This window comes from Veillonella rogosae JCM 15642, assembly GCF_002959775.1.
GTDB lineage: Bacteria > Bacillota > Negativicutes > Veillonellales > Veillonellaceae > Veillonella > Veillonella rogosae.
The window spans coordinates 71,757-89,123 of the sequence record NZ_PPCX01000007.1 but is presented as its reverse complement, the minus strand read 5'-3'; the positions used below and the strand labels follow the sequence as shown (position 1 = coordinate 89,123).

19 protein-coding genes are annotated in these 17,367 nt (G+C 39.6%); all 19 read right to left on the bottom strand.

Annotated elements, in window-relative coordinates:
• Window positions 1–8 precede the first annotated feature (8 nt).
• On the bottom strand, window positions 9–545 hold the full coding sequence (gene lptC, locus VRHSUH09_RS03800) for an LPS export ABC transporter periplasmic protein LptC (RefSeq protein ID WP_009352718.1): 537 nt from the start codon (window positions 543–545) through the stop codon (window positions 9–11).
• Window positions 532–1,464 carry a lysophospholipid acyltransferase family protein gene (locus tag VRHSUH09_RS03795; RefSeq protein ID WP_054747803.1) on the bottom strand — a complete coding sequence of 311 codons (933 nt, stop codon included), beginning with the start codon at window positions 1,462–1,464 and terminating at the stop codon, window positions 532–534. The genes lptC and VRHSUH09_RS03795 overlap by 14 nt, the downstream gene beginning before the upstream one ends.
• 14 nt (window positions 1,465–1,478) lie before the next feature.
• Window positions 1,479–2,000: a KdsC family phosphatase gene (locus tag VRHSUH09_RS03790; protein ID WP_105081433.1), complete on the bottom strand. Its 522-nt coding sequence runs from the start codon at window positions 1,998–2,000 to the stop codon at window positions 1,479–1,481.
• Window positions 2,000–2,971: a KpsF/GutQ family sugar-phosphate isomerase gene (locus VRHSUH09_RS03785; protein ID WP_054747801.1), complete on the bottom strand. Its 972-nt coding sequence runs from the start codon at window positions 2,969–2,971 to the stop codon at window positions 2,000–2,002. Before VRHSUH09_RS03785 ends, VRHSUH09_RS03790 begins: the two co-directional genes overlap by 1 nt.
• 11 nt (window positions 2,972–2,982) lie before the next feature.
• Window positions 2,983–3,801, bottom strand: a complete 819-nt coding sequence (gene kdsA / locus VRHSUH09_RS03780) for a 3-deoxy-8-phosphooctulonate synthase (protein ID WP_105081432.1) — start codon at window positions 3,799–3,801, stop codon at window positions 2,983–2,985.
• Window positions 3,802–4,533 carry a 3-deoxy-manno-octulosonate cytidylyltransferase gene (gene kdsB / locus VRHSUH09_RS03775; protein ID WP_105081431.1) on the bottom strand — a complete coding sequence of 244 codons (732 nt, stop codon included), beginning with the start codon at window positions 4,531–4,533 and terminating at the stop codon, window positions 3,802–3,804.
• Window positions 4,534–4,577: 44 nt separating this feature from the next.
• Window positions 4,578–5,690: a tetraacyldisaccharide 4'-kinase gene (lpxK, locus tag VRHSUH09_RS03770; RefSeq protein ID WP_105081430.1), complete on the bottom strand. Its 1,113-nt coding sequence runs from the start codon at window positions 5,688–5,690 to the stop codon at window positions 4,578–4,580.
• Window positions 5,691–5,745: 55 nt separating this feature from the next.
• Window positions 5,746–7,050, bottom strand: coding sequence for a 3-deoxy-D-manno-octulosonic acid transferase (locus VRHSUH09_RS03765; RefSeq protein ID WP_105081429.1), 1,305 nt, complete (start codon window positions 7,048–7,050; stop codon window positions 5,746–5,748).
• Window positions 7,051–7,052: 2 nt separating this feature from the next.
• Window positions 7,053–8,783 (bottom strand): lipid A export permease/ATP-binding protein MsbA, encoded by a 1,731-nt coding sequence (gene msbA, locus VRHSUH09_RS03760; protein ID WP_105081428.1) that lies wholly within the window; start codon window positions 8,781–8,783, stop codon window positions 7,053–7,055.
• Window positions 8,776–9,918 (bottom strand): lipid-A-disaccharide synthase, encoded by a 1,143-nt coding sequence (gene lpxB / locus VRHSUH09_RS03755; RefSeq protein WP_105081427.1) that lies wholly within the window; start codon window positions 9,916–9,918, stop codon window positions 8,776–8,778. The genes msbA and lpxB overlap by 8 nt, the downstream gene beginning before the upstream one ends.
• On the bottom strand, window positions 9,918–10,754 hold the full coding sequence (locus VRHSUH09_RS03750) for an LpxI family protein (RefSeq protein ID WP_105081426.1): 837 nt from the start codon (window positions 10,752–10,754) through the stop codon (window positions 9,918–9,920). Before VRHSUH09_RS03750 ends, lpxB begins: the two co-directional genes overlap by 1 nt.
• Window positions 10,755–10,975: 221 nt before the next feature.
• A complete protein-coding gene (lpxA, locus tag VRHSUH09_RS03745) occupies window positions 10,976–11,788 on the bottom strand; it encodes an acyl-ACP--UDP-N-acetylglucosamine O-acyltransferase (protein WP_105081425.1) in 813 nt (270 codons plus the stop codon).
• Between the two features lie 20 nt (window positions 11,789–11,808).
• Window positions 11,809–12,234, bottom strand: coding sequence for a 3-hydroxyacyl-ACP dehydratase FabZ (fabZ, locus tag VRHSUH09_RS03740; RefSeq protein ID WP_009352668.1), 426 nt, complete (start codon window positions 12,232–12,234; stop codon window positions 11,809–11,811).
• Window positions 12,231–13,070 carry a UDP-3-O-acyl-N-acetylglucosamine deacetylase gene (lpxC, locus tag VRHSUH09_RS03735; RefSeq protein WP_105081424.1) on the bottom strand — a complete coding sequence of 280 codons (840 nt, stop codon included), beginning with the start codon at window positions 13,068–13,070 and terminating at the stop codon, window positions 12,231–12,233. The genes fabZ and lpxC overlap by 4 nt, the downstream gene beginning before the upstream one ends.
• Before the next feature lie 263 nt (window positions 13,071–13,333).
• Window positions 13,334–14,236, bottom strand: a complete 903-nt coding sequence (locus tag VRHSUH09_RS03730; protein WP_009352643.1) for a lysophospholipid acyltransferase family protein — start codon at window positions 14,234–14,236, stop codon at window positions 13,334–13,336.
• Window positions 14,237–14,242: 6 nt separating this feature from the next.
• Window positions 14,243–15,274: a UDP-3-O-(3-hydroxymyristoyl)glucosamine N-acyltransferase gene (lpxD, locus tag VRHSUH09_RS03725; RefSeq protein ID WP_054747793.1), complete on the bottom strand. Its 1,032-nt coding sequence runs from the start codon at window positions 15,272–15,274 to the stop codon at window positions 14,243–14,245.
• 31 nt (window positions 15,275–15,305) lie between these two features.
• Entirely contained in the window at window positions 15,306–15,836 is a 531-nt protein-coding gene (locus tag VRHSUH09_RS03720; RefSeq protein ID WP_054747791.1) for an OmpH/Skp family outer membrane protein, read from the bottom strand.
• Window positions 15,837–15,847: 11 nt separating this feature from the next.
• On the bottom strand, window positions 15,848–16,819 hold the full coding sequence (locus VRHSUH09_RS03715; RefSeq protein WP_105081423.1) for a coiled-coil domain-containing protein: 972 nt from the start codon (window positions 16,817–16,819) through the stop codon (window positions 15,848–15,850).
• Window positions 16,820–16,848: 29 nt separating this feature from the next.
• Window positions 16,849–17,337, bottom strand: coding sequence for an OmpH/Skp family outer membrane protein (locus VRHSUH09_RS03710; protein ID WP_105081422.1), 489 nt, complete (start codon window positions 17,335–17,337; stop codon window positions 16,849–16,851).
• Window positions 17,338–17,367 lie beyond the last annotated feature (30 nt).

Genomic DNA, 17,367 nt, shown 5'->3' with positions numbered 1-17,367 from the left:
CCCCTCAATTACTTCTTCGTTAATTTTGCGTTGCCAATGGCTTTAATAATTTTCAAAGACATATTCCCTTCAAGCTTATCTCCTGTAAGAGTTACATCCTTACTGTTATAAGTAAAAGCCGACTTAGATGTCAATGTTTTCGTTTTGTTATCAAAGTGAAGGGCTTCTGTTTTAAATTCTGCACCTTCCGTATTGGTAGCTGTAACACCTTGGTCGATATCAAGAGAATTGCGATCACCCGTCAATACAGCATGAGGAGCTGTAATAGTAGTAGTCACATCATCTTGATAGAAAAGACCCTTCAAGTTAGTCAAAACGATGGCCTTTGTCCGTGGGTCATATTCAATCTTTTCAGCTGATAAGGCCCACACTAATTTGCCATCTTTTTCCTCTTGTAGGTCAGCGCCTTGGAAATTAACGAGTTGACCACTTGGATTTTGAGTGGTAGTAACCTCATTAGAGTCTTTCATAATGTATACGATAAGACCAATTAAAGCCAGCACTATAGCGGCCACAATGGCAATTAATTTTTTATTGTTTTTCATGTGCCCTCTCCCGTGCAGCTATCTTCTTATCATAATCAATAATTTGATCCATCTTAGTCATCCAGCGATGTTGGAACCAAAGCCATTCATCTGGATGCTGGCGGATGAAGTCTTCCGTAACGCGTACACATTCCTCAGTTAGGCGATACATATCTGCATCTTCATCACCAGTTTCAATATAATGCAATGCTGGTAAAATGTGAACAATATGCCCACCTTCAGGCTTGCGAGATGCAAAAATCGGAACTACAGGCGAACCAAATTTTTTCGCAAATGTAGCCGGCCCAATAACCGCTGAGGAGTCTTGACCTAAAAACGGAACCGGTAAACCATGTATATATCCATCTTGGTCAGCTAAGAATCCAAGCAGTTTTTTCTTCTTTAAGGCCTTTGCAGCGGAAACGATTTCGTTGCCACCACTAGCAAATACATCAAGTCCTACCATCTCACGATACTCATTCATAAGACGTGTAAATTGAGCATTTGGTTGTTTCTTAACAATTGTAGTAGATGGGTATCCATGAGCCGCCATAGCAGCGCCCATCCATTCCCAATTCCCTACATGTCCAGTAAGAACAATAACACCCTTATCTTCTGCGATGGCTTCTTCTAAATATTCGACACCACGCATTTCAATATGTTCATCGATAAAGGATTTTGTAAGGTTTGGCATGTACAATACTTCCATAACACTACGGCCAAGGTTTTTGAACAACTTATCAATGAGTTGTTCTGCCTCTTGATCATTCATGTTCATGCCAATTTTGATATTTTTAATACCTCTAAGTTTTTGCTTCTTCGCTATTAGCCCATATACAGGACCTAAACTAGCGCCTATGAGCAAAATGAGCCTGTACGGCAGTCGGCAAACAAGCCAGCTAATGCCTTTAACTAAATGGTATTGCCATTCGTTATTCATTCTGCCCACCTCCTTTATTGTCCATGAGCATGGGCCTCTCGTGCATAGTCTGCTACGACAGTTTCCCATAATCCTTGATTCTTCAAGATATACTCTACAGCTTCTCTTACGGCACCTTGACCGCCATTAACAGTAGAAATAAATTTTGCTAATTGTTTTACCTCTGGTACCGCATTATTTGGCGCCATTGGTAAACCAACTATTTGAAGAGCCCCCAAATCATTGAGGTCATCTCCCATGTATGCAATCGTCTTTAAGTCGATTTGATGTTCTGTACAGAGAGTTCTTAATGCTTCTGTTTTATTAGCATGGCCCATAAGGAGTGTATCAAAGTGAAGCTCCTTAGCACGACGCTCAACCATAGGAGAAATACGAGCTGTAATAATTGCGAGTTTAATCCCTGATTTACGAGCCGCTGTTAAGCCCAAGCCATCTTTTACAGAAAAAGATTTCAGCTCTTCTCCACTCGATGTATAAACGAGAGATCCATCAGATAAAACGCCATCCACATCGAGAACAATCCATTGAATATTCATTATACAATGCCTCTACGCAATAAATCCGTAATATGAACAATGCCAAGACATACATTATTACCATCTACAACAGGTAGTACAGTAATTGGACGTGGTTGATTTTTCTCCATCAAGTGAAGAGCTTCAGCAGCCAGTTTGTCCTTAGTAATTGTGCGAGGCATAGCAGTCATCATATCCTCCACAGGCCATTCTAAGAAATTACTGCCAGAATCAAGACCACGGCGGACATCACCATCAGTAACAAGACCTAATAAGTGACCTTCTTCATCAATTACATTAGTAGCGCCCAATCCTTTTTCTGTCATTACAAAGAGTGCATCTCGAACAGTAGCACCTTTAAATACAGTAGGATTATCTTCACCACCGTGCATGATATTTTCCACAGTCAGCAATAGCTTGCGACCTAAAGAACCACCTGGATGGAATACAGCAAAGTTTTCCGGTGTAAAATGATGACGCTCTAATAAGCATACAGCTAATGCATCGCCTAGAGCCAACGCAACTGTAGTACTTGTAGTAGGCGCTAATCCTAGTGGACAGGCTTCACGTTCTACTTCAGCCAACAATACGATGTCGGAATTCTTAGCTAATGTAGAATCCGGTTTCCCTACAACGCAGATTAATTTTGCACCTATGCGACGCAAGGAAGGCAAAATACTAATGATTTCACCAGTTTCACCGCTATTAGAAAAGGCTAATACTACGTCATCTTCTGTAATCATACCGAGATCACCATGTACGCCTTCACCAGGATGCATGAATAATGCTGGAGTCCCTGTACTTGCCAATGTAGCCGCAATTTTACGGCCAATATGACCAGATTTACCCATTCCTGTACATACTACACGGCCCTTACAAGCCAAAATCATATTTACAGCATTTACAAAGTTGTGATCCAAACGAGAACTTAATTCTTCTATAGCACGAGCTTCCTCATGAAGCACTTGTGCAGCTTGTTCTAAAATAGTCACAAATACCGCCCCTAACCTTTTACGATTTTATCAATAGCTACTAAATCGCGAAGCACAGCTTCGAATTGATCTAAATACAACATGTTTGGACCATCGGATAATGCTTCCTCTGGATTGTCATGCACTTCAAAGAACAAGCCATCCACGCCACTAGCTACAGCTGCACGAGCCAAGTTAGGTACAAATTCTCGATTACCGCTAGATTTAGTACCTGCACCACCTGGTAATTGAACACTATGAGTAGCATCAAAGATTACAGGATAGTCGAAAGAGCGCATGATTGGGAAGGATCTCATATCTACTACGAGGTTGTTATAGCCAAAGCTAAAACCACGTTCTGTAAGCATAAGATTTTCATTACCTGTTTCTTTCATTTTATTAAGAACATTTTCCATGTCCTTAGGCGCCATAAATTGGCCTTTTTTAACATTTACGCATTTACCAGTTTTAGCGGCACCGTAGACAAGGTCTGTTTGGCGGCATAAGAAAGCTGGAATTTGAAGAATATCTAATACTTCAGCAGCAGGCTCTATTTGCTCAATAGAGTGAATATCACTTACAACTGGTACGTTGAGTTCCTTCTTAATAGAAGCGAGCATTTTTAAACCTTCTTCTAGACCTGGGCCACGGAAGGAGCCAAAGCTAGAACGATTAGCTTTATCGAAAGATGCTTTAAAGATGTATGGAACACCTAAACGCTGACAGATCTCTTTTGCACGTTTACCAATGGCTAATGTGCGATCATAGTCCTCGATAACACATGGTCCAGCAAGAACGAATAAGCCTTTGCCACCGCCTACTGTAATATCTTTAATTTGAACTGTTTTCATTTATTTCTCCTCTTGCTCGTAAATTGCATTTACACGAGCTAAGTCTTCCGGTGTGTCTACACCGATAAATCGTTTATCTGTAAGAATAACACGAATAGTATAGCCATTTTCAAGAGCGCGTAATTGCTCTAACGATTCTGTTTGCTCTGCAGCAGTTGGCTCCATCTTAGCGTAATGTAATAAGAAATCTCTACGATACGCATAGATACCAATATGTTTTAATGGAGTTCGCACAAAATCATGGCGAGGATAGGGAATTAAAGATCTTGAAAAATACATCGCATCATTGCGATTATTTAAAATGACCTTTACCGCTGACGGTTCATCGTATTCCTCCTCTAATAAAGGAGTGGCTACGGTAGCCATTTGTAAGTTTGGATCCTCTTCAAATAGATGGGCCAAGTCATCAATAAGGTTTGGCTCAATCATAGGCTCATCACCTTGGACATTGATAACTACATCTAAGTCAGTATAATGACTAGCAACCTCTGCTAATCGATCAGTCCCTGTCGGATGATTAAGGTCTGTCATCATAACAGTTCCCCCAAATTGTTGAACTGCAGAATAAACGCGGTCATCATCAGTAGCAACAATAGTACATGCCGTTTTTGTTGCTTGAGACACCCTATCGTAAACACGTTCAATCATCGGCTTTCCTGCGATATCAGCTAATGGTTTACCAGGTAATCTAGTAGAACCATAACGGGCAGGAATGACACATCCAAACTTCACAATAAAACCCCATTTCTGTTATTCGTGTATCTTATCATTATACACTAAATCTCTAAATTTTCTATGAATTCTTGTTTTCCAGAAATAAACTCAATCCCTATAGATAGCACTAGAATCGGTATTTTCAAGTCTTCGATTGCATGCAATTGACTCAACTTCACCGCATCCTTTTCTGTAATGCAAATTGCATCAGCTTGATGAGCAAACGCTTCTTTCCAAATGTCTACTACATCATCATTAGTGAAGTCGTGGTGATCACCAAACGGTAAAGTATGAACCACATTATATCCTACATCAGTCAAAGTTTGCGTAAAGGAGTGTGGATTACCTATACCACTAACTGCCATAATACGCCGATCCTTATAGGAGTCTACAGGAGCACCAGTAGTACCATTAGCCCACTCATCCAAGGTATACATAAATTGAGGCTTATGTGTAGTTTCATAGACAGGTTTATTGGGAACCAGCTGAGATAAGCGCTTACGAATACCCGACACAATACCTGGTGCCACTTGATCTACCTTCGTAAGGACAATGATATGAGCCCGTTGTAAACCACTGAGTGGTTCACGCAATAAACCACGTGGTAATACGTGGTCATAGCCAAACGGATTAGACGCATCGATAAGCACGATATCAATATCTCTAGCTAATGCGCGATGTTGAAATCCATCATCCATTACAAGGCAATCAGCTCCGAGTTCATTAATAGCAATCTCTGCTGATTTTGATCGTTCACGACCGATAATAACATTAGATTTTTGCAAAACCTTTGCAAGTAGCCAAGCTTCATCACCACTAATAGTTGGTTCTACAAGCATTGTGCCATCTTTAGAAATAATGATATTCTTCTTGTTATCTTCTGCTCGATAACCACGACTAAGCACCGTAGGATGAAGGCCCTTTTGGGTGAGTACATCACAGATAAATCGTACCATCGGTGTTTTACCAGTACCACCAGCCGTAATATTACCAACACTGATAACAGGTACTGTAACTTTTGTAACGCCTTTGCCTTCATCAAATTTAGCATTGCGCATGGATACAGCCTTCTCATAACCTTTACTTAAAAAGCCTAAGCTAGAACGAGCTATATCACCTAATATGGATTGATTTTCACCACTAACTATGGATTTGAATAATGCTTCCCCACTCATAGGTGACCCCTCCGATTATGTAATATGATAGAGTAATGAAACGAATTTTATAGTCTTACGGAATAATTTGATGTTTTTCAAATAACAAACGTAATTCTTGTGTATTACGTTGTGTAGCACCACGATTTTCACGAATAATATCAAGACAGTTCTGACCCATTTCCGTTGATAAATCCTTATCTTTACATAGGCGTAAGACCATAGTTGTTAAGGCCTTGCCATTTTTCACTTGTTCACAAGCTCCGCGAGAATTTAACAGTGCGAAGATTTCTTTAAAGTTAAACATATGTGGGCCAACTAAAATTGGCTTACCATGTGCAGCAGGTTCCAAAATATTATGGCCCCCAGTCTTCACAAGAGAACCTCCTACAAAGATGATATCCCCTAGGCTATAAAGACGACCGAGCTCACCGATGGTATCCAAGATAACAACAGGAATCCCTTCATGCACGGGTTCTTTCATATCACTACGGCAAATTGCACTCAGTTCATAACGTTTGGCAAGATTTTGTATATCATGGCCGCGATAGATTTCACGAGGTGCAATTAATAATCGAGCTTGTGGATATTCTTTTAAAACCTGTATGAAAGTTTCAAAAATAGTCTCTTCTTCGCCCTTATGTGTACTGCCTGCGATGATGATTGGATGATTGTTACCAAAGCCAAATTCATCAAGAAGTGCTTGTTTTTCTTCGTCTGATACAGTGGCATAAGTTTGATCATATTTCATATTGCCTGTTACTGTAATATCTGGTGTATGAGCACCTAAACATTCAATATGAGCCGCATCAAATTTAGACTGCATGCAGAAACGCTCGATGGAACGCAACATTTCGCGAGTGAAAGCGCTAATATACTTGTAACGTTTCATACTGCGGTCAGAAATACGACCGTTAACCATCATAACCGGAATATTTTCCGATTGAGCAATACGCAAGAAGTTAGGCCAGATTTCAGTTTCTACAAGCAAAATAGTAATTGGCTTAATAATGTGCAAAATTTTACGAGTTAAATATGGCAAATCTAAAGGGAAGAAAATAATCCCTTCTGCCTCAGGAATGATACGGTGTGCCATAGCATGACCTGTTGCAGTAACAACAGACACAACTACGACAGCTTCAGGAAATTCCTTTTTAACCTCTTTTACCAATGGACTAGTAGCCACAATTTCCCCTACAGAAGCAGCGTGAATCCAAATGGCACGGCGTCCTTCAATTTTCTTTAATAGTGAGGCTGGCATATAGCCTGCACTCTGTTTGATACGCTCATAGAAACCTTCTTCAAAGGCGAGTCGGTATAAAATAACCGGTATCAAGCCAATCCAATAGATTATGAGCAATACATTATATATCCAGTACATGGTTATCCTTTGTGGGAGAATTGAACGGAATAGAGATGGTTGTACAATCCGCCGTCAACAGCTAATAGCTCTTGGTGAGTCCCCTGCTCTACCAAGCGACCTTGATTAAGTACAACAATTTGATGAGCATTTTGAACAGTGCTCAATCGATGGGCAATAACAAATGCTGTACGCCCTTTCATGAGGCGATCGAGTGCCTCTTGTACAAGTTTTTCACTCTCTGTATCTAATGCAGATGTAGCTTCATCTAAAATTAGAATACGAGGATCTTTTAAAATAGCCCGTGCAATAGCAACGCGTTGACGCTGACCACCGGATAAGGAGCTGCCTCGTTCGCCTACGATAGTATCGAGGCCATCAGGCATCTTTTCAACGAATTCAAGCACATTAGCAGCCTTAGCCGCCTCATATACCTCTTCATCAGTAGCGTCCAAACGACCATACAAGATATTCTCTTTAATAGTAGCGTTGAACAATACAGTTTCTTGTGGTACAAGGCCGATTTGCTCGCGCAAGGACTTAAAAGTAACATCCTTAATATCGTAACCATCAATAGTAATTGAGCCACCTGTAACATCATAGAAACGAGGTAATAAGTTTGCCAAAGTAGTCTTGCCTGCACCAGAAGGACCTACAAGGGCTACGCTTTCACCAGCCTTAACAGACAAGGTAAAGTTTTCTAGTGCCATCTTTTCTCCATCATAGGAGAAGGACACATCTTTGAACTCAACATCACCTTTAATATGAGGCAATGTAATGGCATCAGCTTTTTCTACTACATCCGTCTTAGTATCTAAAATTTCAAATACACGGTCCGCAGCAGCCAAGGCCTTTTGAATATTACCATATACTTGGCTCAATCGTTTTACAGGATTAGACAAGTTAATAGCATAAATCAAGAATGCAATTAAAGAACCAGCCGTAATTGTGCCAGTTACTACGGAATAACCACCGTACCAAAGAATAACTGCTACAGCAATAGCTGCAGAGAATTCAACCATTGGGCTTAGTAAGCTTGTCAATTTAGTAGCCTTAATAACAGCTCTAAAGTTACGATCGTTTTCATCTTCGAAACGCTGGCGCTCAAAATCTTCACGAGCGAAGGATTTCACAACTCGAATTGCACTAATAACCTCTTGTAAAAGTGCTGTAATATCAGCTACACGACCTTGTACGTCATGACCTGCTACGCGAAGCTTTTTACCAAACACATTAATAATCACCAATACCACTGGTACTGTAATAAAGGTAACGAGTGTCAATTTCCAGTCGATGAGAAGCATAGACACCAAGGAACCAATAAGTGTTACGGATTCAGTAATAAAGGAAATCAAATTATCTACAACAGCGGTTTGCAAGGCAGCAACGTCATTCGTAAGATTACTCATGATAACGCCTGTCTTGCGTCGATCAAAGTAAGATAAACTTAATTTTTGTAAATGATTAAAGATGGACTCTCGTACATCGATAATTACCCGTTGTCCAATATAAGACATATTGTAAGTTTGGCCATAAGTAGCGAAACCACGAATTAAGAAAATTAGAATGATGGCCCCTACAATAAGGTTCAACATAAACATATTCTTTTCGTCTAATACTTGGTCAACTACGTTCTTAATTAGCCAAGGTACTACCAAGTAGGCAGCAGCAGCGACAATCATGCAGAACACTGCAAAAATCATGCGCTTATAATAAGGCTTTACAAAATATAAGAGCCTAGAATAACTATTCATTACATTTCTCCTTACCGAGATCATATACAAGATGTGCTACTCGTTTTACAGCACCAGGCTCGCCTAATTTATGATGTACCTCACGTAATTCGCTACGCATAGCTTCATTCTTTTCTACATCACTAATGAGTGGTTCTACTAAGGATACAATCGCCTCTGGTGTAACAGCATCTTGCAATAATTCAGGGATTACTTCTTTACCAGCCACGATATTAGGTAATCCTACATGTGTTACATTGACCACCATCTTACCAATACCATACGTTATAGGAGATACGCGATACAATAATACAGTTGGCAATTCCATCATAGCCGTTTCCAACGTAGCAGTTCCTGATGCGGCAAGGCACACATCGCAAATTTGCATCAAATCATATGTATGGTCTTCTGTAATAGTAACAGGCACCTTATGAACATCTATGAAAGTTTCTAACTCACTGCGATCGATGGTGTGTGCACGAGGCAAAAAGAATTGAATATCTTCATGGTTTGCCATCAATTGCTCACCACTTTTTAACATCGTGTCAAGTAAAGATAAAACCTCTTGCTTGCGACTACCAGGCATGAGCAGTACCTTTTTAGCGTCTTTACGAGCCCCAAAGTATTCTTCTGCCTCCTCTTTAGTCATCGTAGGATGTACGATATCTAATAAGGGATGTCCCACGAACTCTACATCGCATTTATATTTGCGATATGCTTCAGCTTCAAAGGGGAATATAGATGCAACCTTTGTTACATACTTGCGAATCGTATTACCACGACTGCTGTGCCAAGCCCAAATCGTAGGCGCAATATAATAAAGAACGGGAATCCCCAATTCATGTGCTACAGCAGCAAGTTTCATATTAAACCCAGGATAATCTACACAAACGAGGATATCCGGTTTTTCCTTCATCATGACGCGTTTTAAGTACGTCCGTAACTTAAAAAATTTTGGTAATGATTTTACAATTTCAACAATACCAATGACGCCAAGGTTTTTAATGTCATATACAATGCGAACACCAGCGCGCTCCATCAAGGTGCCGCCCATACCAAACATGTCTACAGAAGGATCAATTTCTCTCAATGCATTGGCAACACTTGCCGCATGAGTATCGCCGGATGCTTCACCGGCAGAAAACATGACTTTCATTATGCATCCTTTCTGGAATTTACAAATTCTTGGTCTACAGCACAAATAACAATACCGTGACGATTGGCCATATCAAGAACGTCTTGTTGTTGTACAAAAATAGTCTTTTCCGCTTCAACAGCGAGCACTTTACAGCCACTGTCAATCATGGACATCAATGTCTTTATACCGACTGCAGGTACATCAAAGCGTACATCTTGATTTGGTTTTTCTGTTTTTACTACAACAGCCTCACCACGGCCAAGCTCACCACCGCGCAAAATACACTTATCAGTACCCTCAATGGCTTCAATGGCCATCGCCGCTTTGTGTTTAACAACAACAGTTTGCCCAATATCAAGGCCGCCCATTTGTTTCGCTAATTCAAAGCCAAAGCATATATCTGCCCATTGTTCTTCTGTTGGCTGTGCTTTTGTAAATACACCGACCTTAGGCATAAATGGTTTTAAGTATACGGTCTGATCTAATACTTTAAAGCCTTCTCTTTCAATTTCATCAACGATGGCAAGCATGATTGTATCATCCTTGCGATTTTTTAACCGTTTAAGAACACCTAGTGTTTTCAAATCGGGGAAGCTAAGCCCCTTAAAGAGTATTTCCTTAGTTACTTTGCCTAACATAGTTAACTCAACAACACCTTCATTTTTTAAGGTCTTGAAGATTTTACCTAGTTTAGCAACACTAATATCATAGAAAGCATCGGCCTCAGCTTTCAAAGCTGGGTCAATATCAGGTACCACACCGATAACAACCACTTCGTGGCCTAATACATGAGCGGCGCGCATGAATTCTACAGGCAAAGCACCAATGCCCGCAATTAATCCTACCTTTGCCAAGACTTTACCTCCTAGACGGCTCTATGGCCTATATATCAATTAATAATCTCAAATTTATAATGATTTGACTAGAAAAAGACATAATCATATACAATATATTGTACTATAAATAGCCACTTTTTACCATTAAAACACCACGGTTTATGCCCTTTTCTTCATCATTTTATCAGATATTTTTAGCCCACAAAAAAGACCTCGTACATAATACGAGGTCCTTAAATTTAGTCGCGACGTGTACGCATAATACCACGATCGGCATTGCGCAAGAAGCGTAATAAGTTTTCAATTTCTACGGAAGAATCAAGTTGCATTTCCATTTCTTCAATAGCTTTGGACAAACTAAATCCAGAGCGATAAATAATACGGAAAGCTTGTTTCAAATCTCGGCGTACGTCTTCAGAAATACCTGCACGAGATAAACCAACAGAGTTAAGACCGATAACACGTGCAGGTTGACCATCAGCGATAACATAAGGTGGAATATCTTGTACTACCTTAGCCATCCCGCCAACCATTGCATTGCGACCGATTTTAACAAATTGATGAATGCCAGCAAGACCACCAATTACCACGCGATCTTCAACGATAGCGTGACCAGCAAGACCTGCACAGTTACTCATAATTACATTATTGCCAACGATACAGTTATGAGCCACATGTGTACATGCTTGAAGCAAGCAGTTATTGCCTACTCGTGTCTCTTCACCTTCTCCAGTAGCGCGGCTAATAGTTACAAATTCACGAATAACCGTTTCATCACCAATATTACAATAGCTTTTTTCGCCTTTAAATTTTAAATCTTGAGGTTCCAACCCAATAGATGCGTTCGGATAAATTTCACAACGCTTGCCAATGGTTGTCCAACCACCAATTACAACATTTGCACCAATTTTTGTGCCGTCGCCAATTTCGACATTCTCGCCGATTACAGCTCCGGGGCCTACGATTACATCTTTGCCCAATTTAGCATTTGGATGGACTATGGCTGTACTATGGATGTTGGATTCTGCATTTTCCATGCCTACAACTATCACTACAATCACTCCTCATTCTATTATACAAGGGCAAACATGTATTCACCACTAGCGCACAATTTATCGCCTACATAGGCACGGCCTTCAACCTTGCCCATCTTACCTTTAATTTTTACGATTTCAACTTCCATGCGCACTTGGTCACCAGGTTTTACTGGATGACGGAAACGTACTTTATCAATACCTGTAAACATCGGAGTAAGACCACGGTTTTCTTCTGGGTACAATAAAGCAATACCGCCAACTTGAGCAATTGCTTCTGTAAGCAATACACCTGGCATTACTGGGTTACCTGGGAAGTGACCTTGGAAGAACAATTCATTGAATGTAGCATTCTTAATGCCCACAGCACGTTTCATAGGTTCTAACTCAACAATTCGATCTACCAAAAGCATTGGGTAACGATGAGGTAAAATTTCTAAAATATCTTCGTGATTAAGAATCATGGCTGTGTCTCCCTTATTTCTTCCATTATACTACGAGCCAATCTAGAATTTAATTCATGGCTCGATTTCAAAGCAATTACATGACCTTCTATTGGTCCTAATAAGAATAAGTCACCTATAACGTCTAGCGCCTTATGACGAACTAATTCATCATCAAAGCGTGGTACAGATAAACATTTCTCATCATCATAAACTAATGCATTATCTAGGCTGCCGCCTTTAGCAAGGCCCATGGCCTGTAATTGTTCTAACTCTTTCATAAATCCGATAGTCCTAGCAGATCCAATATGCTCTTTAAAATATTCAGGGGATACTTCAAAGTCACATTGTTGTATGCCAAGCAACGGATGACTGTTAATAGATGTGAATGTCATACGATAGCCATCATACGGCAAAATCAAAACAAAACGGTCTCCATCATAAATAGCATGGGATCGAGTCACTTTATATATATGACGCGGTGCTGCTTGTTCTACAATGCCCGCCTCTTCAATAAGCTTGATAAAAACAGCACTACTGCCATCACCTACCGCAGGCTCTGGAGAATCCATTTCTATATAACAATTATCAATATTCATAGCACTGAACGCTGCCATCAAATGCTCTACAGTGAATACCTTTGCCTCACCATTTTCCAATGTGGTAGCGCGCATAGTGTTCGTCACATTATCAATGTGTGCTCGCACAGAAGGCTGACCTTCAATGTCCGTGCGGACAAACACAATTCCTGTATCTTCAGGTGCAGGTCTGAAAACCATATGTACTGGTTCACCGCTATGAAGGCCAATCCCTTGATATGAAACAGCCTTTTCTATTGTTTGTTGGGGCTTACTCATAAGAATGTCCTTTCATAATCTGAATTCACGTTTACTATACACCACTATGTATTATACCCTATTTGCATAGGTGTTACAAGAAATTTACCATATATTACGCTATTTTGTAAGTCTATTCTTATTCTTTAAAATTATAATAGCTTATTTTTAAATACTGCGTAATAATTCCCAAAATAAAAAGAGATTTCATCTATGTAGTAGGAATCAGTTCTATCTAGAATATTTCTACTTTTACATAAATAAAATCTCTTTATAATTATTTATTATTGGTATACATCTGGTGGCGTTTCTATTTGTTCACCGTAGAAACGACGAGTCCACTTCCAACGGTTGTGTAGCCAGAACCAATCTTCAGGATAACGTCTAATATAGTCTTCTATAAACTCATTAAGTAGAGTTGTAGTAACAGCTATATCGCGTTTTTTATCATCTGTACGTTCCACATAAATCGGTGGATGAGCTTCAAGCTCATGTTTTCCAGAGTATGGACTATAATGTATGGTCACAAAGATAATAGGTACATCTTGCATACGAGCCAACACAGCGGGACCAGCAGCTGTTAATGTTTCATAACCAAAGAATGGCACAAGAACACCATCATCACCTGGATCTTGATCCATGATAAGCCCTAAAAAAGCACCCTTTTTAAGTTCATTAATCATTTCACGTACACCAGTTTTATACGTTACATGTTGGTTCATAATACGACGATATTCATTGATAAACTTGTCTGCATCACCATTTTGTTTCATGGCTACAGAAATCAATGGATAGCCTTCAGACGCGAGTACACCGCCTAGCAATTCCCAGTTACCACTATGAACAGCTGCTAAGATAGCTCCTCGTCCGTTTTCCAAAGCATCATCTAAGTACTCACGATTAATAAACTCTACCATATCTTTGTATGCGCCATCCTTAATTTCAGGATATCGCAATACATCAATAATCATACGGCCAAAGCGAGTTGTACTAGCTTTAGCAATACGACGAGCTTCTTTAGGATCATCCGTAATATTACAGAATAGAATTTGGCCTATTGCCAGACGCTTGCGTTTTGGCGGTACCGCTAGCCACGCAATTTCACCAAGCAATGTGCCAATAGCATATTGCAAACCTTTAGGTAATAAGCAAATAAAGGCACTAAAGATTTTCATAAACCTATACATGGATTATTAGCTCTCCTTAAGCTGCGCTTTCAAAGCATCAATTTCTTTTTGTAATTGTTTTACAGTTTTCACCATATCTGGCAAACGATTTTCATAGGCTGCCAATTTTAACCACTCTTTATGCGGTCTCATTGGATAACCAGCCATGATGGAATTAGATGGTACATTACCAGTGATACCAGTTTTACCAGCAAATTGTACATTATCACCAATTGTAATATGACCGGTACAACCTGTTTGACCTGCAAAGATTACATGATTACCACATTTTGTACTACCAGCAATACCAACTTGAGCAATCAAGAAGCAATCTTCACCGATTTCAACATTATGTCCAAGGTGAACAAGATTGTCAATTTTTGTACCACGACGAACTAATGTAGATCCCATTGTAGCATTATCAATAGTAGTACAGGAGCCAATTTCTACGTCATCCTCAAGAATAACATTGCCTACTTGAGGAATGTGAGTATGAACACCATTTTCCGTAGCAAAACCAAAACCTTCGCCACCAATAACTGCTTTAGCGCGCAATACAACGCGTTTACCTAAAATACAGTTTTCATGAACAATAGCACCTGCATAAATATCGGCATCTTCACCGATACGCACATTATGACCAATATATACATAAGGGCGAATCGTTACATTATCACCGATAACAGCATTATCATTAATAACACAATAGGCACCAATAGATACATTGTTACCAAGAGTTACATTATCGCCAATAATTGCCGTACTATGTACTTCACGTGGCACTACAACAGGTGGATGGAAGAGCTCTAACACTTGTGCAAATGCTGCTTTTGCATTATCAACTACGATTTGTGCCATCGGTGCATCTTTAACTTCAGATTCAACGATAACAGCACCCGCTTGGCATAATGCGATATGTTCAACATATTCACCAATAGCAAAAGTGATGGATTGTTTAACAGCTTGTTCAAAGCCACGTGTCTCAGTAATGACAATAGACTCATCGCCTACAACGCGACCGCCTACCAATGTTGCGAGTTCCTGTAAAGTTTTTTCCAAGGTAAACTCCTCCCCCTTTGATAATCCTTAATTATTGTGCGCTTTCAGTAGTAGCTGCTGCTGCAGCTTGACCTGCTTGTTGAGCGTTTTGTTGAGCTTCTTGTTGCTCTTCAGCTTTCGCAGCTTCTTCAGCTTCTTTTATTTGAGCTTCAGATGCTTTACCCATTTTGGTGATCAAGTCTTCAGTCACATCAGCGCCACCGCCTACAACAGCACCTTTTTCAATAATAACATCAAGTTTTTTCTCTTTTACAAGCTCATTGATTTTTTGCTCTTGGTATTGACGGTATTCTTGTGCTTTTGCATTTGTAAAAGCAGTTAACTCTTGAGATGCTTGGTTATATACGTTTTGTTTGGAAGCATCATCAGCAGCTTCAATTTTCTTATTCAACTCAGCTTTTTTAGCGTTAATTTCTTTAGTAATCTCGATACCTTTTTCAGTGCTGTTAGCTACTTTCATTGTATCAACATAACCGATATTATTGGATCCACAGCCACCTAAAATCGCCATAGAAGCCACTAAAGTTGCACTCAATACTAAAGATTTAATACGTTTATTCATTATATAACTCCTTATTGAACTCGATAAGATGCCTTTACTGCATCTGTAATATCAAGCCCTTTAATATTACCACCGTCATCAATAATGACTAAATCTAAATGTTGTTCTTTTGCAATTACAGCTACGCGCATGCGTACATCTTCCAAAATAGCTTCATGAATAGCGCTCACTTCTGCCTCTTTATCAGAAAGCTTTTTCGCCCATGTATCATTCCACTCTTGCGCTACAGGAAGGTTGTTATTAGCAATGATAGCTTGTGCTTGTTGTTGCACCATAGAATCTCGTTTTTCTGCTAACTCCTTCTGTAGAGATGCTGCATATTGGTTGAGTTCCTCTTGTCCTTTTTGTTGCATTGGGGCAAGCTCAGCCTGTACCTTTGCTTTTATAGAATCCACATCGAGATTCGATGGTTTTCGTTTAGCTAATAATTCTTTTAATCGCTCTTCTTTCTTGGCTTTTTCATCCATAGCGGCTGCCTTTTGTGCATCGTCAATATATACACGAGCATCATAGGCATATAAATCTAATTGAAGGTTTACGATTTCTAGATCATATTCATTAGTACTTACTTTTAACTCAGCTAAATATTTTTGAGTCAATTCGTTACGCTTAGCATTTAATTGCTGATTTAGTTCATTTTCTTTTGTTGCAATACGAGTTTGCAATTCCACCGTAAGAGCATCTGACAAGGTTGAATCCAGTGCAAGTGTTTTCAACTGTTCATCTTGTGTCTCCGACTTGGCATTTAAGGCTTGTTGCTCAAGTTCATATTGACGTTGTAAAAGATCTAGCTCATTTTTAGCTTGCTTATAATCCTCATAAGATGGATTAAACGCTAATACATCATCAATACGCACAACACCTATGGATACCCCATTTGGCCCCTGTTGGCGATTTGTTACAAACCCATAGGCCCAAACCATAGCACTTATTGCAGCAACGAGAAATATGACTAATCCTATATATCGTTTTTTCCCGTCCATTGTCGTTCTCCCTTACATAGAACTACAGCTTATTTTTTTGCATCGCTAGCTAATTTTTTCAACACTTGATCTGTAATATCTACGCCACCGTATAATACAGTTTCTTTAGACATAACAACGCTTAAACCTTTACCCTCACCAACAGCTTTTGCTGCTTCCATAGCTTTATCTTGAATAGATTTAGCAATTTCTTGGTCTTTTTTAGCCAAGTTTTGACGCATTTCTTCTACTAACTTTTGTTTCGTCGCATCATCTTGTGCTGCATCAATTTTAGCTTGAGTTTCTTGTTGTAATTTACTTTGATAACTCATAAACTCTTGTGCGGCAGACACAAATAATGGATTATCTTGAGACATCATACGAGATGTATCGATAACACCAATTGTACTAGCCCCACCATTACCACTAGGAGTAGCCATTTGAGTGTATGCTAATGCACCAATACCGATAATAAATACGGTAGCAATGACGATGGAAAAAATCTTCACATTCGCCTTATTATTCATCATTCGCATCATAATAGAGTGCCCTCATTTCTATAAATTTTT